This window comes from Ferroacidibacillus organovorans (assembly GCF_001642725.1).
Classification (GTDB): Bacteria; Bacillota; Bacilli; order Alicyclobacillales; family SLC66; genus Ferroacidibacillus; species Ferroacidibacillus organovorans.
Genome location: NZ_LSUQ01000002.1, coordinates 62530 through 78732 on the forward strand (window position 1 = coordinate 62530; position 16203 = coordinate 78732).

Genomic DNA, 16203 nt, shown 5'->3' on the forward strand with positions numbered 1-16203 from the left:
CGCGCAAGAGATACGTTTGCGCGAAGTCCTACGTCCAATGGCGTATGGAGAATCTGCGATTCCTGCGTTATGGTCAATGGAGAGAGACAAAACGAGAGTTAGAAAATGGAGGCTTTGAAACATGCATCAAACCTATCCGTGGAACCCAAAAACGCTTGAACGTCTGTGTGAAATCGAAGACCTTTCTCCCCATTCCATCCTCCCGTGGATTCGCGCCATGCGGGCCGACGAATGGTCTGACAGCGACATCCACCGTTTGCTTGCGCTCGCCTCTGCGCGCTCGATTGATCATCACGGTCCATTCATCGGTCACGGCACGTTTAACGGCGGCCCCGTGCTGCGCGCATCGTCCATCCTCTCCCCACACTTCAAAGACTTGGCCCTCTTGCAAACGGCTGTCTACGTCGTTGAACTCTTCAATCACCCGAACTACGGCCCGTATCGACTGATGGCGATGAACCCTGTCATGGAAGAAACGCTCGATCGCTCAAAGCAGGCATGGATGGAAGATGTCGAATCTGGCCAAAGGCCCCTGCAATCTGAACATCGCGTGGTCGGCTTGTTCAAAGCCATGGGAAAGCAGATTCGCTGGCTGTTGACAGAAGCCGCGCTTCGCCAATACCCTGAGAACGAACACCGCTTGCTCATGGTCCATCGCGCCTGTCAACTGCTTGACGACACCAACGGATGGAACGAAGCCGAACCACTTCTGCGCGCAGCCGTGCAGTATCTCGCCTCGCGCCCGAATACCCAGTTCACGTCTGAAAAACTCAGCTTCCTTCCACAGTGGCCAGAAGCAGGAAGGGCTGACGCGACGCTCGTGGCGCGCGCCATCGAACAACTCGCCGAGGTGGCGTACGGTCAAGAGGTGGATGTCCTTTTAGAACTGATCGCATCCGGCGCGAGTGGCACCTCTCTCCATGAAGCGATCGCTTTGACATCATCCGATTGGCTGCGGCGGACGCACTTTGACGCACACGCTGTCACCGGTGTGCACTGTGCGCTTGATCTCTTGTCCGATAAGGAAACGCCGGCAAATCTGCGCGCATTGGCGGGAACCCTCGCCCTGTCGAGTTCACGCGCGCGACGACAAAAGGAAAACAGGGATGCGTGGCGCATACCCTTACCCGTAGAGGGAAAGGCGATCCTTCTCGACGAGGTCAGAACCATTGTGCTGAGTGACCCTGAGGGACAGCGGGCGGCACAGGCGGCAGGAAACTTTGTCCGCTCAGGCGGCGACGCCACTTCTCTCGCGCGCAGCCTGATGGAAATCGCACTGACCACATCCGGGCCGTTTGACGCGATTCACAATGTAAAGATGCTCTGGGGGCTCCTCCTTGAGACACAGCGTTCAACACTGCCACAACAGGCGTGGGTGCATCTTGCGGCTGGCGCAAGAGTAGTGGCAGAGACAGCCGCTGCCGAAAAAGAGAAAGCCGCGCCGATTCTCACGCAGTGGAAGGAGTCATTGGACTGGAACACGCCCGACATCTAACATCACCTACTCGCATCGCATTCACGCTCGCCGTCAGCCGAGGCTTCTCTGCGCTCGGCGGGCAGATCGCGCTCACCATTTTGCCTGTGATCGTCTATCTCATCAGCCACTCGCTGGCACAAGCCGGGCTGGTGCTTGGAGCTCGCCTGCTGATCTCTACGATCTCAACGCCGATTTCCGGCGTGTTCGCCGATCGCATGAACCAAAAAACGCTGATGCTCGCGTCAAACAGCGCGCGCATCGCGCTTTTTGCCTTGATGGCGCAGCTTCACTCGATTCCCCTGCTCGCAATTCTCATCGCGATAACGGCCGTCGGCGGCATGCTTGAGGCTACATCCGTCGCGAGCCTTACGCCAAAGATTGTGCGTGCAGCCGAACTTCCGCGCGCCAACGCCATCCTCAGTTCAGCGCTCAATCTCGCGTTTATTGGCGGGCCCCTGCTAAGCGGAGTCATTGTCGCGCGACTCTCTGCCCATTGGGGATTTTACGCCGCGGCACTCACTCAGGTCATCGCGCTCCTCGCCACGATGACCCTGCCGACGCATCCGCGCGATGAGACCGTTTCTGCGCAAACAAAAAACGTCACCTCTCAACTGTTCGATGGGTTGACGTTTGTGTTTCAAGACCGCTTTCTCACGCTCATGCTCACGGTGTACAGCGTGTTTATCCTCGGATTGACGGCATTCAACGTTCTCGCCGTCGGTCTTTCCTACCACTTTCACATGAGCGGCTACGGTTACGGGATTCTCATCGCGGCGCAAGGGGCTGGCATGCTCATCGTCACCTTTTTGTCCGCCAAGTGGATCAAGACGTCCTCGATCGTACCGCTGTTCTTGATCAACATGCCCATCCAGGGACTGTCGATTCTCGCCATCGCCTTATCCAAGTCGTTTCTGCTCTGCGCATTCTTCGCCTTTATCCAAGGCGTCGGCTGGGGCATGGAGCAGGCGAGTGTCATGACCGTGCTGCAACTGCGCATTCCCTTAGCGTTGCAGGGGCGCACCATCGGCCTCTTTTTCTCTGCGCTCAGCATCGCAGAAACGGTCGGCGTCATTCTTTTTGGCTGGCTCGGCGGCCAGATCGGAGATGCGGCGGCACTCGCGACCGCAGGCCTTCTCTCCACCGTTTTTGCGATTCTTGCGATCTTTTTGCTGCGACCACACTTGCGCGACGTAAATGTTGACGCGGCGCACTAAACCCGCGTGGGAAGCGAACGCACTAGATCCGTGTCGATAGCGATCGCGCAAAAGAAACAGTCTCAGCATGCAAGTCAATCCCGGTGTGAATGCCCATTTTATCCAGCATGGCAAGCACGTCCTCCGTTGCGACATTGCCGGTCGCTCCCGGCGAAAAGGGGCAGCCCCCGAGGCCGCCTGTCGACGCGTCGAAACGGTCGATTCCCGCAAGCAGCGCCGCGTACACATTGGCGAGTGCGAGTTTTGACGTGTCGTGAAAGTGTCCGACAAACGGCATCTCCGGATAGGCTTCCTTCAGCGACTGACACCTCTCAAACACCTCTTGCGGATGTGCTTGGCCGTTTGTGTCTCCAAGATCGATCTCATCCGCGCCAAGATCGACAAACCGCTTCACCACGTGATCGACCTCATCATAAGAAACCGATCCCTGATAAGGACAGTGCCACACCGTCGAGACGTACGCGCGGACGAACACCCCGCGCTGTTTGGCGCGCGCGAATAACGGTTCGCATTCGGCCAGGGATTCGTCCGTCGTGCGATTCACATTCTTTTGATTGAACGCGTTACTCGCGCCGATGAACACGGCAATCTGCGGCACGTCCGCCGCGAGCGCGCGCTCCAATGCCTTAAGGTTTGGCGTGAGCGTGATATACGTGATGCCCAGTTGGTTGCAGTACGAAACGATCGCTTCCGCATCCGCCATTTGCGGCACCCATTTCGGGTGAACGAAGGACGTCGTCTCGATGCGCCGAAAGCCGGCCTTTGACAGGCGCAAAATGAGCTCTTTCTTCTTATCCACCGAAACGAGCACCGGTTCGTTCTGAAGCCCGTCACGCGGCGACACATCGATCATCTCCACCTGACGCGGCAACGGCGTGCCATTGTCACGCACGGGAATCGTTGGCCTCATGTTTTTTCACCTCTTCGCCGAAAGCTTGGACGTTTTTATGGCGGTTTCTCTTTAAACCCTCTTCGTCGTGAGCTGAATGAACGAGACGCTTGCGGCAAGCGGACCCTCGTAGATTTCAATGGAAGAATTCCCTTTGGGCAGCGTCACATCCATCTCGAGCACGCTGTATTGATTCGCAAGCGGTTGCGTCTTGTCCGTCTGTGGAAAGGAGAGCGGCAATTGCGGCTGACCGTTGATCACAAGGTTTTGCATTGTACTCGCACCTGTGATGTTCCGATAGCGCACAAACATCCCATACGTTCCGGCGCTTGCCACATGCACACGGAATATGGCCGTCGTCTTTTTCTGCTTCACAGGCACATACGTCACTCGGTTCGGCTTTTCACCCTGCGGAAGCGCAAGCGCCGTACCGAGTGGATCTGGTTTTCCAAAGTCCGGTGTCCCATTTTTATTCCAGGTGAACGGCTGCGCGCGAATGGTTCGATCCCACCCTGATTGATCATAGCGCGCCGCATGGTAAATCATCCAATTCTGTTTTCCATTCTCACTCACAACAAACGAGGCGCGCCCGGGTCCGTATACACCGTTTGCAGAAGAAAACACAGGACTTGGATTTTTGACCCAATCCCTTGGATTCAGCGAATTGCTCCCGCGCAGTGTAAGCATCCCGAGGTTATACCCATTCTTCCAACTCGCATTTGCCGAGTAGATGATGAACGTCTTCCCGCCGTGTTGAAGGGACACGGGACCTTCATTAATCGGCGCGACACTTTTTTCCCACGCATACGTCGGTGAAGAAATGACCACACCAGAGCCACTTATTTCCGTAGGTGATCGCATCGGTGCAATAAACAATCGCTGCACTTGATTCCTTGGATTCAGCCAACCAGACCACAAAAAATACAGCTTCCCGTGTAAATCCAGGATATTCGGATCAATCATCCACTGATTGGCCGGATCATGCACCTCACCGACAAAGCGGTATGATCCAAGTGGGTTTGACGTATTACTCTCCAAAACGTAGTCCCTGTGTGTCGCGTTATTTCCTTGCACATCCGCCGCAAAATAAATGTACCAGTGTCCCCCAAAGCGATACAACTCCGGCGACCAGATATCCGTTAAATTGCTTTGCGCCCCACTCGGCGACCAAACGATCGCTTGCGACCCAGCGGCAATGTTTGTGATGCTGCTCGATTTCCAAAGCGTCACATTGCTTCCCGTCGTTGCAGTTAGAATATAGGACCCTTCCCACTTCATCATGAAAGGATCCGCATTTCCATCCATGATCGGATTGTAAAATGATTTGGATAACACTCCTGAATGTAGCGCGTTTGCAGCAGAACCACGTCGCTGAACGCTTGCATCCACCCCGTTTGCGCCCATCGCGAATGTAGCCATCGTAATCAGCATTGCAGATCCGGCGATTCGAGAAACGTAGCGAGTAGAGATACGCAACAAATGTCCACCTCCAACTGCGTGCTTCAGATTCACCCTCTGCTCAAAGGTCCGCAGGGATACCTCGCCCTTCCGTGATCGCGCGGATCGTTTCAAGCGGCACCTTTGGCTTGCGATCATACGTCAAAAGACCGTTGATCTCCTGCTCTACATCAGTCAACTGTGTATAGCAAAAACCTTGTATGACAGGAGACTCAATCATCGCAGAGACGACTGCCGCGTAACGCTGGATAAAATCATCGTCAGACTTGGCAGAGGAATAGCCCCAACCGTTCCAGTCGCTTTTTTTAAACGAAATGCCACCCATCTCCGTGACCATGATCGGTTCACCGCGGTAGTGATACCCGGGAGAATACACCAACCGCTGTCCTGGCGTAGAGGACACGGCGACGTCAGACGATGCATAGCGCGTTTGCAGCACCTGTTTTTCACTCTCATAATCGTGAATCGTACAAAGATCTGAAACTGTGTGTTCCCAGCCATCGTTTGAGATGACCAACCGCGTCGTGTCAAGCGCTTTGGTCAGGTGATACAGCGATGTAAGATACGCCCGTTGTCGATGATCCGCAAGGAGTCCTGGTACGCCCCAGCTTTCATTCAACGGAACCCACGCAACGATACACGGATGGTTGTAATCCCGCTCCACAGCCTGTTGCCACTCTGCAACGAGCCGCTTTACAGCCACCTCTGAATAAACGTACGTATTTGCCATTTCACCCCATACGGTCAGACCCAACTTGTCACACCAGTAGAGGTAGCGGGGATCTTCAATCTTTTGGTGCTTTCGCGCGCCGTTAAATCCCATCGCCTTGGTCAATTCAATGTCCTGACGAATCGCCTCATCACTCGGTGGCGTCAATATACCATCGGGAAAGTACCCCTGATCGAGCACCATGCGCATGAAGTATGGCCGATTATTGAGCATGACTTTCCCATTTTCGACCGCGATCTTGCGCAGTCCAAAGTATCCCTTGACTTGATCTACCACGCGTCCATCCGCGACAAGTGAGTAGGTGATATCATACAGGTGCGGCTGTTCAGGACTCCACGCGTGCACCGAATGATGAGCTCCCGCACTTAAACTGACACGCAAGGTGGAAGCCTCATTCGTCAGGAGGGAACGACCATGCGCGATCCGCTCTTCCCCAAAGTCAATCTCCACATGCAGTTCATAAGCAGATGTCGCAACAGTACCAAACCCTCCCAATGTCACGTTTAGGTCGATCGCCTTCTCATCGAGAAGTGGCGTGATCTTCACGCGCTCAAGATGCAGAATGGACCGTGCCTCAAGCCACACCGTTTGCCAGATGCCTGTCGTCCGTGTGTAAAAAATACTTGTCGAATGCTCTTCCCAATACTGTTTTCCGCGCGGTTGCGCGAGATCACGACTATTGTCATGCGCGCGCACGACAACTGCATTCTGCTCTGTGCGCAGCAATTCGGTGATATCCGCTGAAAATGGAGTGTGTCCACCTTCGTGCACCGCAGCGACCTCCCCATTCACCCAGACCGTCGCAGCATAATCGACCGCCCCAAAGTGCAGGATAATCCGCTTACCCGCAAAAGAGGAAGGCACCTCAACGCTTCGCCTGTACCAAACGATATCGTGAAATGAAGATTCACCGATGCCGCTTAAACGGCTTTGAAACGCAAACGGGACGGTGATTCTCTGAGAAAAAGTATGCTCGCGATGCCACCGTTCTTGTAGACCGCGATTTTCATCATCAAACTCAAACTCCCACACGCCATTCAGATTGAGATACTCTTGTCTATAAAACTGAGGATTCGGATGTTCTGATCTTGGCATATCACTCTCAGTTAAATGCATTTCTGAGTTTCTCATCGTGGATGTCTCTGGCATGATGCTTCTCTCCTCAATCCATCATTCTCATACAATACAGAATCACAAAGACTCACAAATTGATCCCTGTTGTTGCGATTCCCTGCGTCAGCTGTTTTTGAGCAAATAAAAATGCGAGCAACATCGGGATGACAGAGCATAGTGTCAGCGCCATAAGTAAAGAGTAGTTCGTGTTGTATTGGCCGACCGCCATGAGTTGAACTCCGACCGTCATGGTTCGCATGTCCTGCGATGTTGTTGAGACCAGCGGCCAAAAGAAATCATTGTAGACATTCATAAACGTGAGCAAACCAAGCGTGGCGCTCGCCGGAATACTGAGTGGCACGGCAATGCGCCACCAAAGTTGAAACTTGTTTACCCCATCCATCACAGCCGCCTCTTCCAACTCTTTAGGAATGCTCAAAAAAAACTGGTAGAGAAGAAATACGCCGAACGCATTGGCTGTATAGGGAAGAATGAGCACCCAATACGTATCTAGCATGTTGGCGCCCGCAAACTCAAGATAGAGCGGAATCAGCAAGGCAATGAACGGTACAACGAGCGAAGCGACGACGATGTAAAAGATCACACGGCGACCAAAAAATTTCAGCCTTGCCAATGCAAACGCCGCCATGGAATCGATGATCATGACCAATACAGCGACTGTGACGCCGACAAACAGGGAGTTTACGAGCCAGCGCAAGACAGACGCGCCTGATCCAGATGAAAAGATCGCCGAAAAATTGGCCAACGTGATGTGCGTTGGAATGAGGTGCCCGTCGAATGCATCCACCTGAGGCTTAAACGCGGTCGATACCATCCACACCAGCGGAAAGAGCATGAAGAGTGCACCGACAGACAAGAGGATGACTGCCAGCCACCGCGTGATTCGAGTTTTTGGATTCACGACGCTCGCTCCCTCGTCAAGTGGTATTGAACGAATGAGATCGCAGCCAAGATGATCGCCATGAGGTACGCCATCGCAGCCGCAGACCCCATATGCATGGCGTTGAAGCTCTGGTTATAGATCACCATGGTCAAAGGTTCCGTTGAAGATCCTGGTCCGCCTCCCGTCATTAAGAGGGACTGCGCGAAGAGGTTAAAGGAAGAGATGGTGCTTGTCACGATGATGAATGCCAGCACATGCCTAACCTGAGGCAATGCGATGGACAAAAACGTTCGCACTGCTCCCGCCCCGTCAAGCGCCGCCGCTTCCAAGGTGCTCTGCGGCAACTGCGTAAACCCCGCATATACGATGATCAGATTAAATCCAAGCGTCCGCCACACGGTTGCCATATCAATCGATAACCACGCCCACGGTTGTTCCACCAGCCACGGAATATGCGCGTGAAGAAAGTTGTTGACAGCACCACCTTGCGTCTGCAGCAACCATGTCCATAGACTCGTCACTGCGGTTACGGACAATACCGTCGGCAAAAAGTAGATGGAGCGAAAGAGTGTTTTGAAAGGGGAGCGATAGATAAGATACGCAAGCACGGTTGGGAGGACCAACAAAACTGGGACACTGATGATCACAAAAGTCACTGTGTTTTTAAGGCCAAGCCAAAATTGCTGAGCCGCCAATGTGTTCATGTTGAATAACGTCGCATACTGACTCCACCCGGCAAATCCCAGCGGCCCCGCAAGTGGATTCCAGTGATTCAGACTGACGATAAATCCAAACACGATCGGATACCCGACAAAGAGGCAGAAGGCAATCAAAAATGGCACGACAAAGAGAAATGAAGTGAATTGATCCACGATGATGCGAACCATGGATCCCGACCTTCTTGATTTTCCCCTTTGCACCACCTTCTCAGGAGCCGTTTGCACTCTGAGTGCCATCGTACAACCTCCTTTTTGCTCTGATGCATAGGAGAAGGCGTCTCAGAACTGAGGAGACGCCCCTGAGTCGTTGATTAACCGAGAAGCGTTGCCATTTCCTGTTGCATCTTTTGTGCTGCGTCTTTCAATGCTGCCACAGGTGTCATCTTGTGAAGAAGCGCCAAATCAATGTCCTGATACAGATAGGTGCTTGACGTCGTTCCCCAGTTTGGAATCAACGGATTGAGAACGCCACTGTTGAGCGCGAGCGATTCTTGATACATCGCCGGAAGCTTCTTCAATGCTGCACTCTTCAACGTCGGCTCCCAAGTGGGAAGAATTCCGGCGCGGGCAATCTCCATACTATGGCCATAATAGAATTTCAGGAATAATCCAATTCCTCTTTCCTTTGCTGTTGTCATGCTGGGATTGCGAAAAACCCATACGTAGTTTTGTCCGAGAAAATTCGCCTCTTTATTCCCAATGACAGGCAGCAGAGAAACGCCCAAGTTTTTTCCAAACCTTTGAAGGAAGGGTGGATATTGATACGCCCCATCCATCACCATCGCATTTTTTCCAGACATAAAAAGGTTGTAGTTCTCATTCGCTGATGCATTCACGGGCGAGATCTTCCATTTGTAGATTGTGTTATACTCAAACGTAAGTGCATTCACGCCTGCTTGTGTATCGAAGAGTACCTTTCTTGTCGCTGGATTTGCCTCTTTTCCCCCGAATTGAGCCAAAAGCGATGGATATACGAAAGGATTCGGCCAAGCAGGCTCTTGTACATAACCCCACTGACCTTGTTTTGCGTTAGTTAAAACCTGCGCGTCGTGAACAAACTGCGCCTGCGTGTGCGGCGGCATGTTTGGATTTAATCCAGCCTTTTTAAACAGTGCTTTATTCCAGAAAAACAGAGTAGGAAGACCTGCTACCGGTACAACATAGTGAACGCCCTGTACTTTTGTTCCATGCCACATGGAGGCAGGAAATTCCGTATTCGGATTGATTCCTCCCATTTGCAAGATCGGTTGAATCGGCATTTCCAGATGTTCAAAGGCGTATGGCGCCGAAGGTGTCAACGACTCTTCCAACATATCTGGGCCTTTATGCGCGGCAAGCGCGGAGTTTACAATTTCCGTTTCGTTGTTATACGGAAATGTGCGAAATACGACGTTGTACTTTCCTTGGTACATCTTGTTGAACTGGCTGATCACCGCTGTCATGCCCTGCGTTGGACCAGAACTCCAGAAGTTGATGACAATACCAGCAGATGCAGTGCGCTTTGCAGACGCGGCAGCAAACGACGGTGCAACAAGACTTGCAGAAAGCGTCAGTGCGACAGCGAGAGCCGCGGATTTTTGCAGATTATTCATTCTGAGTTACCCCCTTTAGTGATTCAATGTGATGCAATACGCCAATGCTTCCATTTTCTTTTGCAGGCATTCCCCCTTTAACGTAAAGCGTTTTCAACCGCGCTCCATATAACCGATACGCATCATCAAATCCGTTTCATAGTTGCCAAACTGCCGACCAAAAAGGTTAATACCTCCCTCATTGAGCGCACCGGGCTTAACACCGATCCGCACTGGGATAAACGGAGATTTGTTTAAGTTCAAATCGGAGAGTGTGACTTCAGAGATTTGCCGACCGTCAATAAATGAGCCTGTTTCTGCGACACGCCAAGTCTTCAAAAGGCCAAACTGAGTGTGGTGAACCCCCCACCAGTCAGGCGTCAAGTACCCACGCTCACCACCAAAATCCCCAGGACTGGTCCACGTGCCAATCTCGCAATCATTGATCCAGACGGTAATATCGGATGGCCAATCATTATTGAATAGGGGGGCCTCAGAACAAATTTCCATCGTCAGCTCAATGCTTTGTAATTTTGCGTTGCCGGGTATGCGATTCGGGAATCGATACTCGACATACCCTGTTTTAAACCACAAAAGCTGTGCTGAACTGCGCTCCGGTTCATAGAATGACGCTGGATGATCCAGTTCTCCTATGATTCCAGTCGCACTCACCATTCCGCAGGTAGGGGTTACACTGCAATCCACAAACTGTCCCACAGGCATGAGAATCTCAATGCAATTCGCGTCCGTTTTGACGGGTTCCCCCGCATCCAAGATGATCCGGTTAATCACCGCGGCGCATAACTTTTGAGTTCCGCGCGTTCCCGGTACCATCTCCGTGATGATCAAGCCAGCATCTTCTAGTTTTTTGATATTGACAGCCGCCGTCGACACAGGCAGTTCAAAACGTTCCGCGATTTCTGCAACATTCATTGGCCCTTGAAGGAGTTGGCGAAACATATCCATGCGCAACTGGGTAGAAAGCGCGCGAGCAATGATCAAGAAATCATCAAAACTAGCGCTCAAAACGCGGTTTACAGACAGTTTATCAGAGCGGTCCAGCATCATCTGCGCGATGGATTGCTCACTCCTATTCCTATAACACATTTTATTTGTTACGATAAAAACGGTATGAAAGCGACTTCATCCTAACATCGCAACAGAGAACAAGTCAATAGATTTGCACTAGTTTGCGTAAAATGTTTGTTGATCCTTCATCGCCTTGCAGAGGCAAGATAGAATTAGGTCGTATGTAAGATTTGACCCAACTTACAAACCTATATGAAGTTCGCGGATGAACGGAAGAAGTCCTGACCCGATTGTGGAAATGAATGCGCGACGAAGAAATGGATGTATTGTGCTCTCTACGCGGGCGAACTTTTCGCGGCTAACTGGCGAACGCGATCATCCCATTGTCAATATATCGGAGTATGTCGTCAAATCAGAAGATACGATCCTCGTCAACGATCACGAGAATAAATTTCTGACACATACGGGACTATGAGCTAATCGGCATATCAAAGATCGTGGGGTGATCTATGAACGCCTTGAAATTCTCGCGTTAAATCCATGATTGTTTTTAGCATAGTCATCGATATTTTCAGGTTTATAAAAATAAAAACCACGAGTAAACGATTTCGTGGTTTTTCTGGGCCAGTGTGAATCGTAAAGTGCATATTTACAATTTTTCACTGCGAGATTCCCCTTCTACTTACCTTTATGCGAGTTGCGTAATAACGAGGTGTGCTGAAACAGGCCTTGTCCCTCCAGCGAGAGGAGTGATCGTTAGTGCCGTTGAATTGCCAGCAGGATTTCGTACAGTGAGTATTGAGTTGGTGACTGTCGTCTGCACAAGAGTCATTTCTACAATTTGAGAAGTACCCGTTGCTCGCCCAACCACCGTATAGGCCAGATCAGCGCCATTGAGAGTTAGGATCAATTGCCCCGCTTCAGATACACTCACCTGAAATAAAATTTGATAAGTGCCAATCGCAGACAAGTTAAATGTGCTAGGACCAGTGCGGGCAATCGTGGTTCCACTCGTGGGCCCATTTTGCGGAAAACTCACATCTGTACCAGGCGCAACGGTTGCTGCATTATCCGGTGGCATCAATGCATAAAAGTCTGCGAAGCTTAACACTCTTCCTGTTGCTCCCGTAGCGCCTGTTGCTCCCGTAGCGCCTGTTGCTCCCCCAGAAGGCCCTGTTGCCCCCGTGGCGCCTGTTGCCCCCGTAGCGCCTGTTGCCCCCGTAGCGCCTGTCGCTCCAACTGGACCAACTGGTCCAGTTGGTCCTCTGATTCCTTTTACGATGACCTTAACTTCTTGCTTTACTACACACGGACAATTCCTATGTCCACAATGATACATACGTTCCTTTTTGCATCGGCAAATCCTGTATCCGCAACGATTGCAGCGTTCCTTTTTGCATCGGCAAATCCTGTATCCGCAACGATTGCAGCATTCAGAAGACATAAATCTACCCCTCTCATTTGAATGCTATAGTGATATGGGGCATTTTCAAATGTGAAACGGCATTTGTCCTATGCGTATGTCTAGTGAAAATCGACATGGCTTGTGGATTGGCTCTATGAGTGACATCTAAAAGGAGTATGGAATATGAAATAAGGAGATGAATATAAAGAATTGCGAGGTGCTCAGATGATTACGATCAGCCTCTGTATGATTGTAAAGAACGAGTCACAAGTCATATGCCGATGCCTGGACTCTGCGAAGGACATCGTAGATGAAATCATACTTGTTGATACAGGTTCTACCGACCATACCAAAACAATTCTCATGCGATACACTCCCAACGTTTTCGATTTTGAATGGATAAATAACTTTGCATCTGCCCGAAATTTTGCATTCAGCCATGCAACGATGAACTACATCTTGTGGATCGATGCAGATGATGTATTGCTGGAACCAGACAGACAAAAATTCCTCCAGTTGAAACACACCCTTGATCCCTCTGTCGATGCAGTCTCTATGCATTATCATCTAGCATTTGATGCAGATGGAGATGTCACTTCCAGTTTACGTCGTAATCGTTTGGTGAAACGACTTAAGGAATTTCAATGGCATGGCGCTGTACACGAGTATTTAGCCGTGGATGGTCATATTCTCAACAGTGACATCGCCATCACTCACCAACCAATAAAACACGACTCCGAACGTAACCTTCGCATCTATGAACAACGATTGGCCGCAGGTGAGACATTTACCCCGCGCGACCTTTTTTATTACGCAAATGAGTGTCTTGATCACCAAAACTATGTACAGGCTATAAAATATTACTTAATTTTTCTAGATTCAAAACAAGGGTGGATTGAAGATTGCATTTCAGCGTGCGCAAAATTAGCAGATTGCTATACTCATTTAGGGGATTATGAACTAGCACAAAACTATACACTAAAATCATTCGAGTATGATCTTCCACGTGCAGAATTTTGCTGTCGACTTGGATATAGATTTATGCAGAAATCCGAATGGCAGAAAGCAATTTTCTGGTATAAACTCGCCACCCAGCTTAAAAAACCAAAAGACAGTTGGGGATTTTTCATCGAGTGCTGCTGGACGTGGCTCCCCCATTTACAGCTCTGTGTTTGCTATGATCAACTAGGTGAATACAAACTCGCCTATGAACATAACGAAATCGCGCACAACTATCGACCAATGGATGAAAAAATGCTTTACAACAAAACATATCTAGAGTCTGTGATCAACCAATAGGCACCATTGATGTTCTCTTATTTATTTTTTGTATTGTTATGAATATAATTGATACAACACGCAAGCATAAACCAAAGGGGGGACGATAATGCAAAAAATAAAACCAAACGGATTAAAGCAAGTACTTGGAATGAAGCAAGTGCTCGCCATCGCGATCGCAGCGATTTCTCCAACAACCTCCATTTTCCTTGTCTATGGAGCGGGCCTCTCATCTGCTGGAACGGGTGTATTCTGGGCATTCTTAATCGGCGCGTGCATCGCGATCTCCATGGCGTTTTGTTACGCTGAATTAGGCTCTGTGTTTCCTGGTGCGGGTGGAGCGTACACCATCGTATACCGTTCATTAGGGAAACCATTCGGTTTCATTACAGCACTTCTCTTTCTTGTTCTTGGAGTCGTCATTACGGCAAGTATACTCGTGGCTGCCGCAACCTATTTAAATTCACTGGTTCCCTCCATCCCTGTTAACTGGGCCGCTGTCGTCATGATGATTCTTGTGACGTGGTTCTCACTAGAACGAATAGGCGCAACGAGTTGGGTCGCTATGGTCATGCTGATCGTTGAACTCGTCGTCATCTTTGTCTTCATCATCATGACGTTCGTACATTCCCATCATCCTATTTCCTTCATTCTGACCCCTACTACGGTAAATGCCCACAATCATTATGAAGGAGTCGGCATAACTGGACTGCTCGCGGCTGTTGTACCGGCACTCTTCGCATTCAACGGATATGACTGGCCGCTCTACTTCGCCGAAGAAACGCGAGAACCGCGCAGAGTTCTTCCGCGCGCCGTCATGACTGCAGTCCTTGCATCCATCGTGATCGAAGTGCTCGCCGTCACATCCGCAACTCTCGCCATTCCTAGTCTCCCATACGCCATCTCATCAAGCGCGCCACTCACATACATTGCCCAGTCAAGCGCTGGTCACATCGGCGCAACCATTCTCATCATCGGGGTCATCATCGCCATGTTTGACACCGGGCTCAGCGGCAACCTCGCCTACGCCCGAATCTATCTCGACACAGCCCGAGACAAGAGTTGGCCGACTCCCATTAACCGTTTATTTTCAAGCATCAACCGTCACAATGTACCAAAATGGGGATTCGTTTTTCTTGGAGCAGGAAACGTCATCCTCTGCTACTTTACATCACTCAATAACCTCATCACCTTTACAGGAGTCATGATCGTCGTCATTTACCTGCTCATCGCTCTTTCCGCCATAGTCAATCGACTCAAGAATCGAGCTTCAAATCCGTCCTTTCGCATGCCATTGTGGCCGTTTCCACCGATCATCGCGATCGGTGGGGTCATCCTCGCTCTCACTCAGCAGGCAATGGGAGATTTGATCAAGACAGCTGCAATTGTGCTCGTGGCCGTTGTATACTGGTTTGCTTACCTAAGAATGAAAAAAGTGGACGAATCCCCCTGTCCCTAGTTCATAAACTATTTTTGTATGAGATAGACGAACGGAGAGGATTCTTTTTTAGAAAACGCCTCATACATTGAATTTGGAATTCCTGCAGGAATCCGATCATTCAATGGGGAGTGTGTCGATTTGAAGAAATTGGCTTTAGGTTCTCTGGCAGTTCTCGCAACCAGTTTGTGCTTGACATCCGTATCCTTCGCGAGCACAGCGGGCCCTACCCGTGCAATTTCCCATGCACCGCGAATCTCGCTGCGGTTGCCAAAAGCTACAAAAAGCAGCACAACGAGCTTTGGATGGGCGTCAAGCAACTGGTCGGGCTACGCGATTACCGGCGGACCTTACAACAGCATCACGGGGTCCTGGACCGTTCCAACGGTTCAACCAAGTTCCAGATCAACGTACTCCTCAAGCTGGATTGGCATTGACGGCTTTAACAACAGCAGCCTGATTCAAACAGGAACCGAGCAAGACTATTACAACGGGAAAGCTCACTACAACGCCTGGTGGGAAATCCTGCCTGCGGCGGAAACGGTGATCACCCCATCCTCCTATCCCGTTAATCCGGGGGATCAAATGTACGCTGACATTCAAAATCTAGGCGGGGGAACCTGGTCGATCGAGATTCAAGACAAAACCCAAGGGTGGACGTTTACGACAAATCAGGCGTATTCAGGTCCGCAAACGTCGGCGGAGTGGATTCAAGAAGCGCCAACGGTTGGTGGTACTGTGGCGAAACTCGCCAACTATGGGCAGACCACGTTTAATCCAGGTACGGTAAACGGTGTCAATCCAGGTTTGGTAACAGCAGACGGCGGTGTCATGATTCAGCACAACATCCAAGTCTCAACACCATCCGTGCCCGACAGCGACACAGACGGTTTTAACGTTGCCTATGGGTCGACATCTCCAGCGGCGCCCGCTTCTTAAACGATTGAAAACGAAGACCACCTCGCCGCACACCGTTCG

Annotated in this window: 14 protein-coding genes; 5 read left to right on the plus strand and 9 right to left on the minus strand. The window is 50.7% G+C overall.

Features of this window, described 5'->3' with window-relative positions; genetic code table 11:
• Nucleotides 1-121: 121 nt before the first annotated feature.
• Both AYW79_RS15720 and AYW79_RS00955 read left to right on the plus strand, forming a co-directional pair.
• Nucleotides 122-1495 (plus strand): hypothetical protein, encoded by a 1374-nt coding sequence (locus AYW79_RS15720; protein ID WP_067560595.1) that lies wholly within the window; start codon nt 122-124, stop codon nt 1493-1495.
• On the plus strand, nt 1456-2691 hold the full coding sequence (locus tag AYW79_RS00955) for an MFS transporter (RefSeq protein ID WP_067560597.1): 1236 nt from the start codon (nt 1456-1458) through the stop codon (nt 2689-2691). Before AYW79_RS15720 ends, AYW79_RS00955 begins: the two co-directional genes overlap by 40 nt.
• Nucleotides 2692-2713: 22 nt before the next feature.
• On the opposite strand, the gene AYW79_RS00960 is transcribed toward AYW79_RS00955, so the two are convergent.
• From AYW79_RS00960 to AYW79_RS16000, 9 genes are all read right to left on the minus strand, one after another.
• Nucleotides 2714-3601, minus strand: coding sequence for a hydroxymethylglutaryl-CoA lyase (locus tag AYW79_RS00960; protein WP_067560599.1), 888 nt, complete (start codon nt 3599-3601; stop codon nt 2714-2716).
• 51 nt (nt 3602-3652) lie between these two features.
• A complete protein-coding gene (locus AYW79_RS00965) occupies nt 3653-5059 on the minus strand; it encodes a family 43 glycosylhydrolase (protein ID WP_197461052.1) in 1407 nt (468 codons plus the stop codon).
• Between the two features lie 40 nt (nt 5060-5099).
• Nucleotides 5100-6917 (minus strand): glycoside hydrolase family 2 protein, encoded by a 1818-nt coding sequence (locus AYW79_RS00970; RefSeq protein WP_231877926.1) that lies wholly within the window; start codon nt 6915-6917, stop codon nt 5100-5102.
• Nucleotides 6918-6969: 52 nt separating this feature from the next.
• The gene (locus AYW79_RS00975; protein ID WP_067953445.1) at nt 6970-7803 is read right to left on the minus strand and encodes a carbohydrate ABC transporter permease; all 834 of its coding nucleotides are present in this window, start codon (nt 7801-7803) and stop codon (nt 6970-6972) included.
• Nucleotides 7800-8741 (minus strand): carbohydrate ABC transporter permease, encoded by a 942-nt coding sequence (locus AYW79_RS00980; RefSeq protein WP_082806843.1) that lies wholly within the window; start codon nt 8739-8741, stop codon nt 7800-7802. Before AYW79_RS00980 ends, AYW79_RS00975 begins: the two co-directional genes overlap by 4 nt.
• A 74-nt stretch (nt 8742-8815) precedes the next feature.
• Entirely contained in the window at nt 8816-10096 is a 1281-nt protein-coding gene (locus AYW79_RS00985; protein ID WP_067560603.1) for an extracellular solute-binding protein, read from the minus strand.
• Between the two features lie 93 nt (nt 10097-10189).
• The gene (locus AYW79_RS00990; RefSeq protein WP_067560605.1) at nt 10190-11143 is read right to left on the minus strand and encodes an ArsR/SmtB family transcription factor; all 954 of its coding nucleotides are present in this window, start codon (nt 11141-11143) and stop codon (nt 10190-10192) included.
• A gap of 649 nt (nt 11144-11792) precedes the next feature.
• On the minus strand, nt 11793-12215 hold the full coding sequence (locus AYW79_RS15995; RefSeq protein ID WP_231877925.1) for a hypothetical protein: 423 nt from the start codon (nt 12213-12215) through the stop codon (nt 11793-11795).
• Complete coding sequence (locus AYW79_RS16000) at nt 12209-12352, minus strand: hypothetical protein (RefSeq protein WP_231877924.1); 144 nt, start codon at nt 12350-12352, stop codon at nt 12209-12211. Before AYW79_RS16000 ends, AYW79_RS15995 begins: the two co-directional genes overlap by 7 nt.
• A gap of 382 nt (nt 12353-12734) precedes the next feature.
• Between AYW79_RS16000 and AYW79_RS01005 the strand changes: the two genes are divergently transcribed.
• The 3 genes from AYW79_RS01005 (at nt 12735) to AYW79_RS01015 (ending at nt 16164) form a co-directional block, all read left to right on the plus strand.
• On the plus strand, nt 12735-13808 hold the full coding sequence (locus AYW79_RS01005; protein ID WP_067560736.1) for a tetratricopeptide repeat-containing glycosyltransferase family 2 protein: 1074 nt from the start codon (nt 12735-12737) through the stop codon (nt 13806-13808).
• Between the two features lie 88 nt (nt 13809-13896).
• On the plus strand, nt 13897-15246 hold the full coding sequence (locus tag AYW79_RS01010; protein ID WP_067560610.1) for an APC family permease: 1350 nt from the start codon (nt 13897-13899) through the stop codon (nt 15244-15246).
• Nucleotides 15247-15366: 120 nt separating this feature from the next.
• A complete protein-coding gene (locus AYW79_RS01015) occupies nt 15367-16164 on the plus strand; it encodes a G1 family glutamic endopeptidase (protein ID WP_067560611.1) in 798 nt (265 codons plus the stop codon).
• The last annotated feature ends 39 nt before the right edge of the window (nt 16165-16203 follow it).

Excerpts from the sequence above, each read along its gene's own strand:
- AYW79_RS00970 (WP_231877926.1), bottom strand. The coding sequence starts at position 6,917 with ATGCCAGAGACATCCACGATGAGAAACTCAGAAATGCATTTAACTGAG.
- AYW79_RS00990 (WP_067560605.1), bottom strand. The coding sequence starts at position 11,143 with ATGATGCTGGACCGCTCTGATAAACTGTCTGTAAACCGCGTTTTGAGC.
- AYW79_RS01010 (WP_067560610.1), top strand. The coding sequence starts at position 13,897 with ATGCAAAAAATAAAACCAAACGGATTAAAGCAAGTACTTGGAATGAAG.
- AYW79_RS15720 (WP_067560595.1), top strand. The coding sequence starts at position 122 with ATGCATCAAACCTATCCGTGGAACCCAAAAACGCTTGAACGTCTGTGT.
- AYW79_RS00985 (WP_067560603.1), bottom strand. The coding sequence starts at position 10,096 with ATGAATAATCTGCAAAAATCCGCGGCTCTCGCTGTCGCACTGACGCTT.
- AYW79_RS00960 (WP_067560599.1), bottom strand. The coding sequence starts at position 3,601 with ATGAGGCCAACGATTCCCGTGCGTGACAATGGCACGCCGTTGCCGCGT.
- AYW79_RS01005 (WP_067560736.1), top strand. The coding sequence starts at position 12,735 with ATGATTACGATCAGCCTCTGTATGATTGTAAAGAACGAGTCACAAGTC.
- AYW79_RS00980 (WP_082806843.1), bottom strand. The coding sequence starts at position 8,741 with ATGGCACTCAGAGTGCAAACGGCTCCTGAGAAGGTGGTGCAAAGGGGA.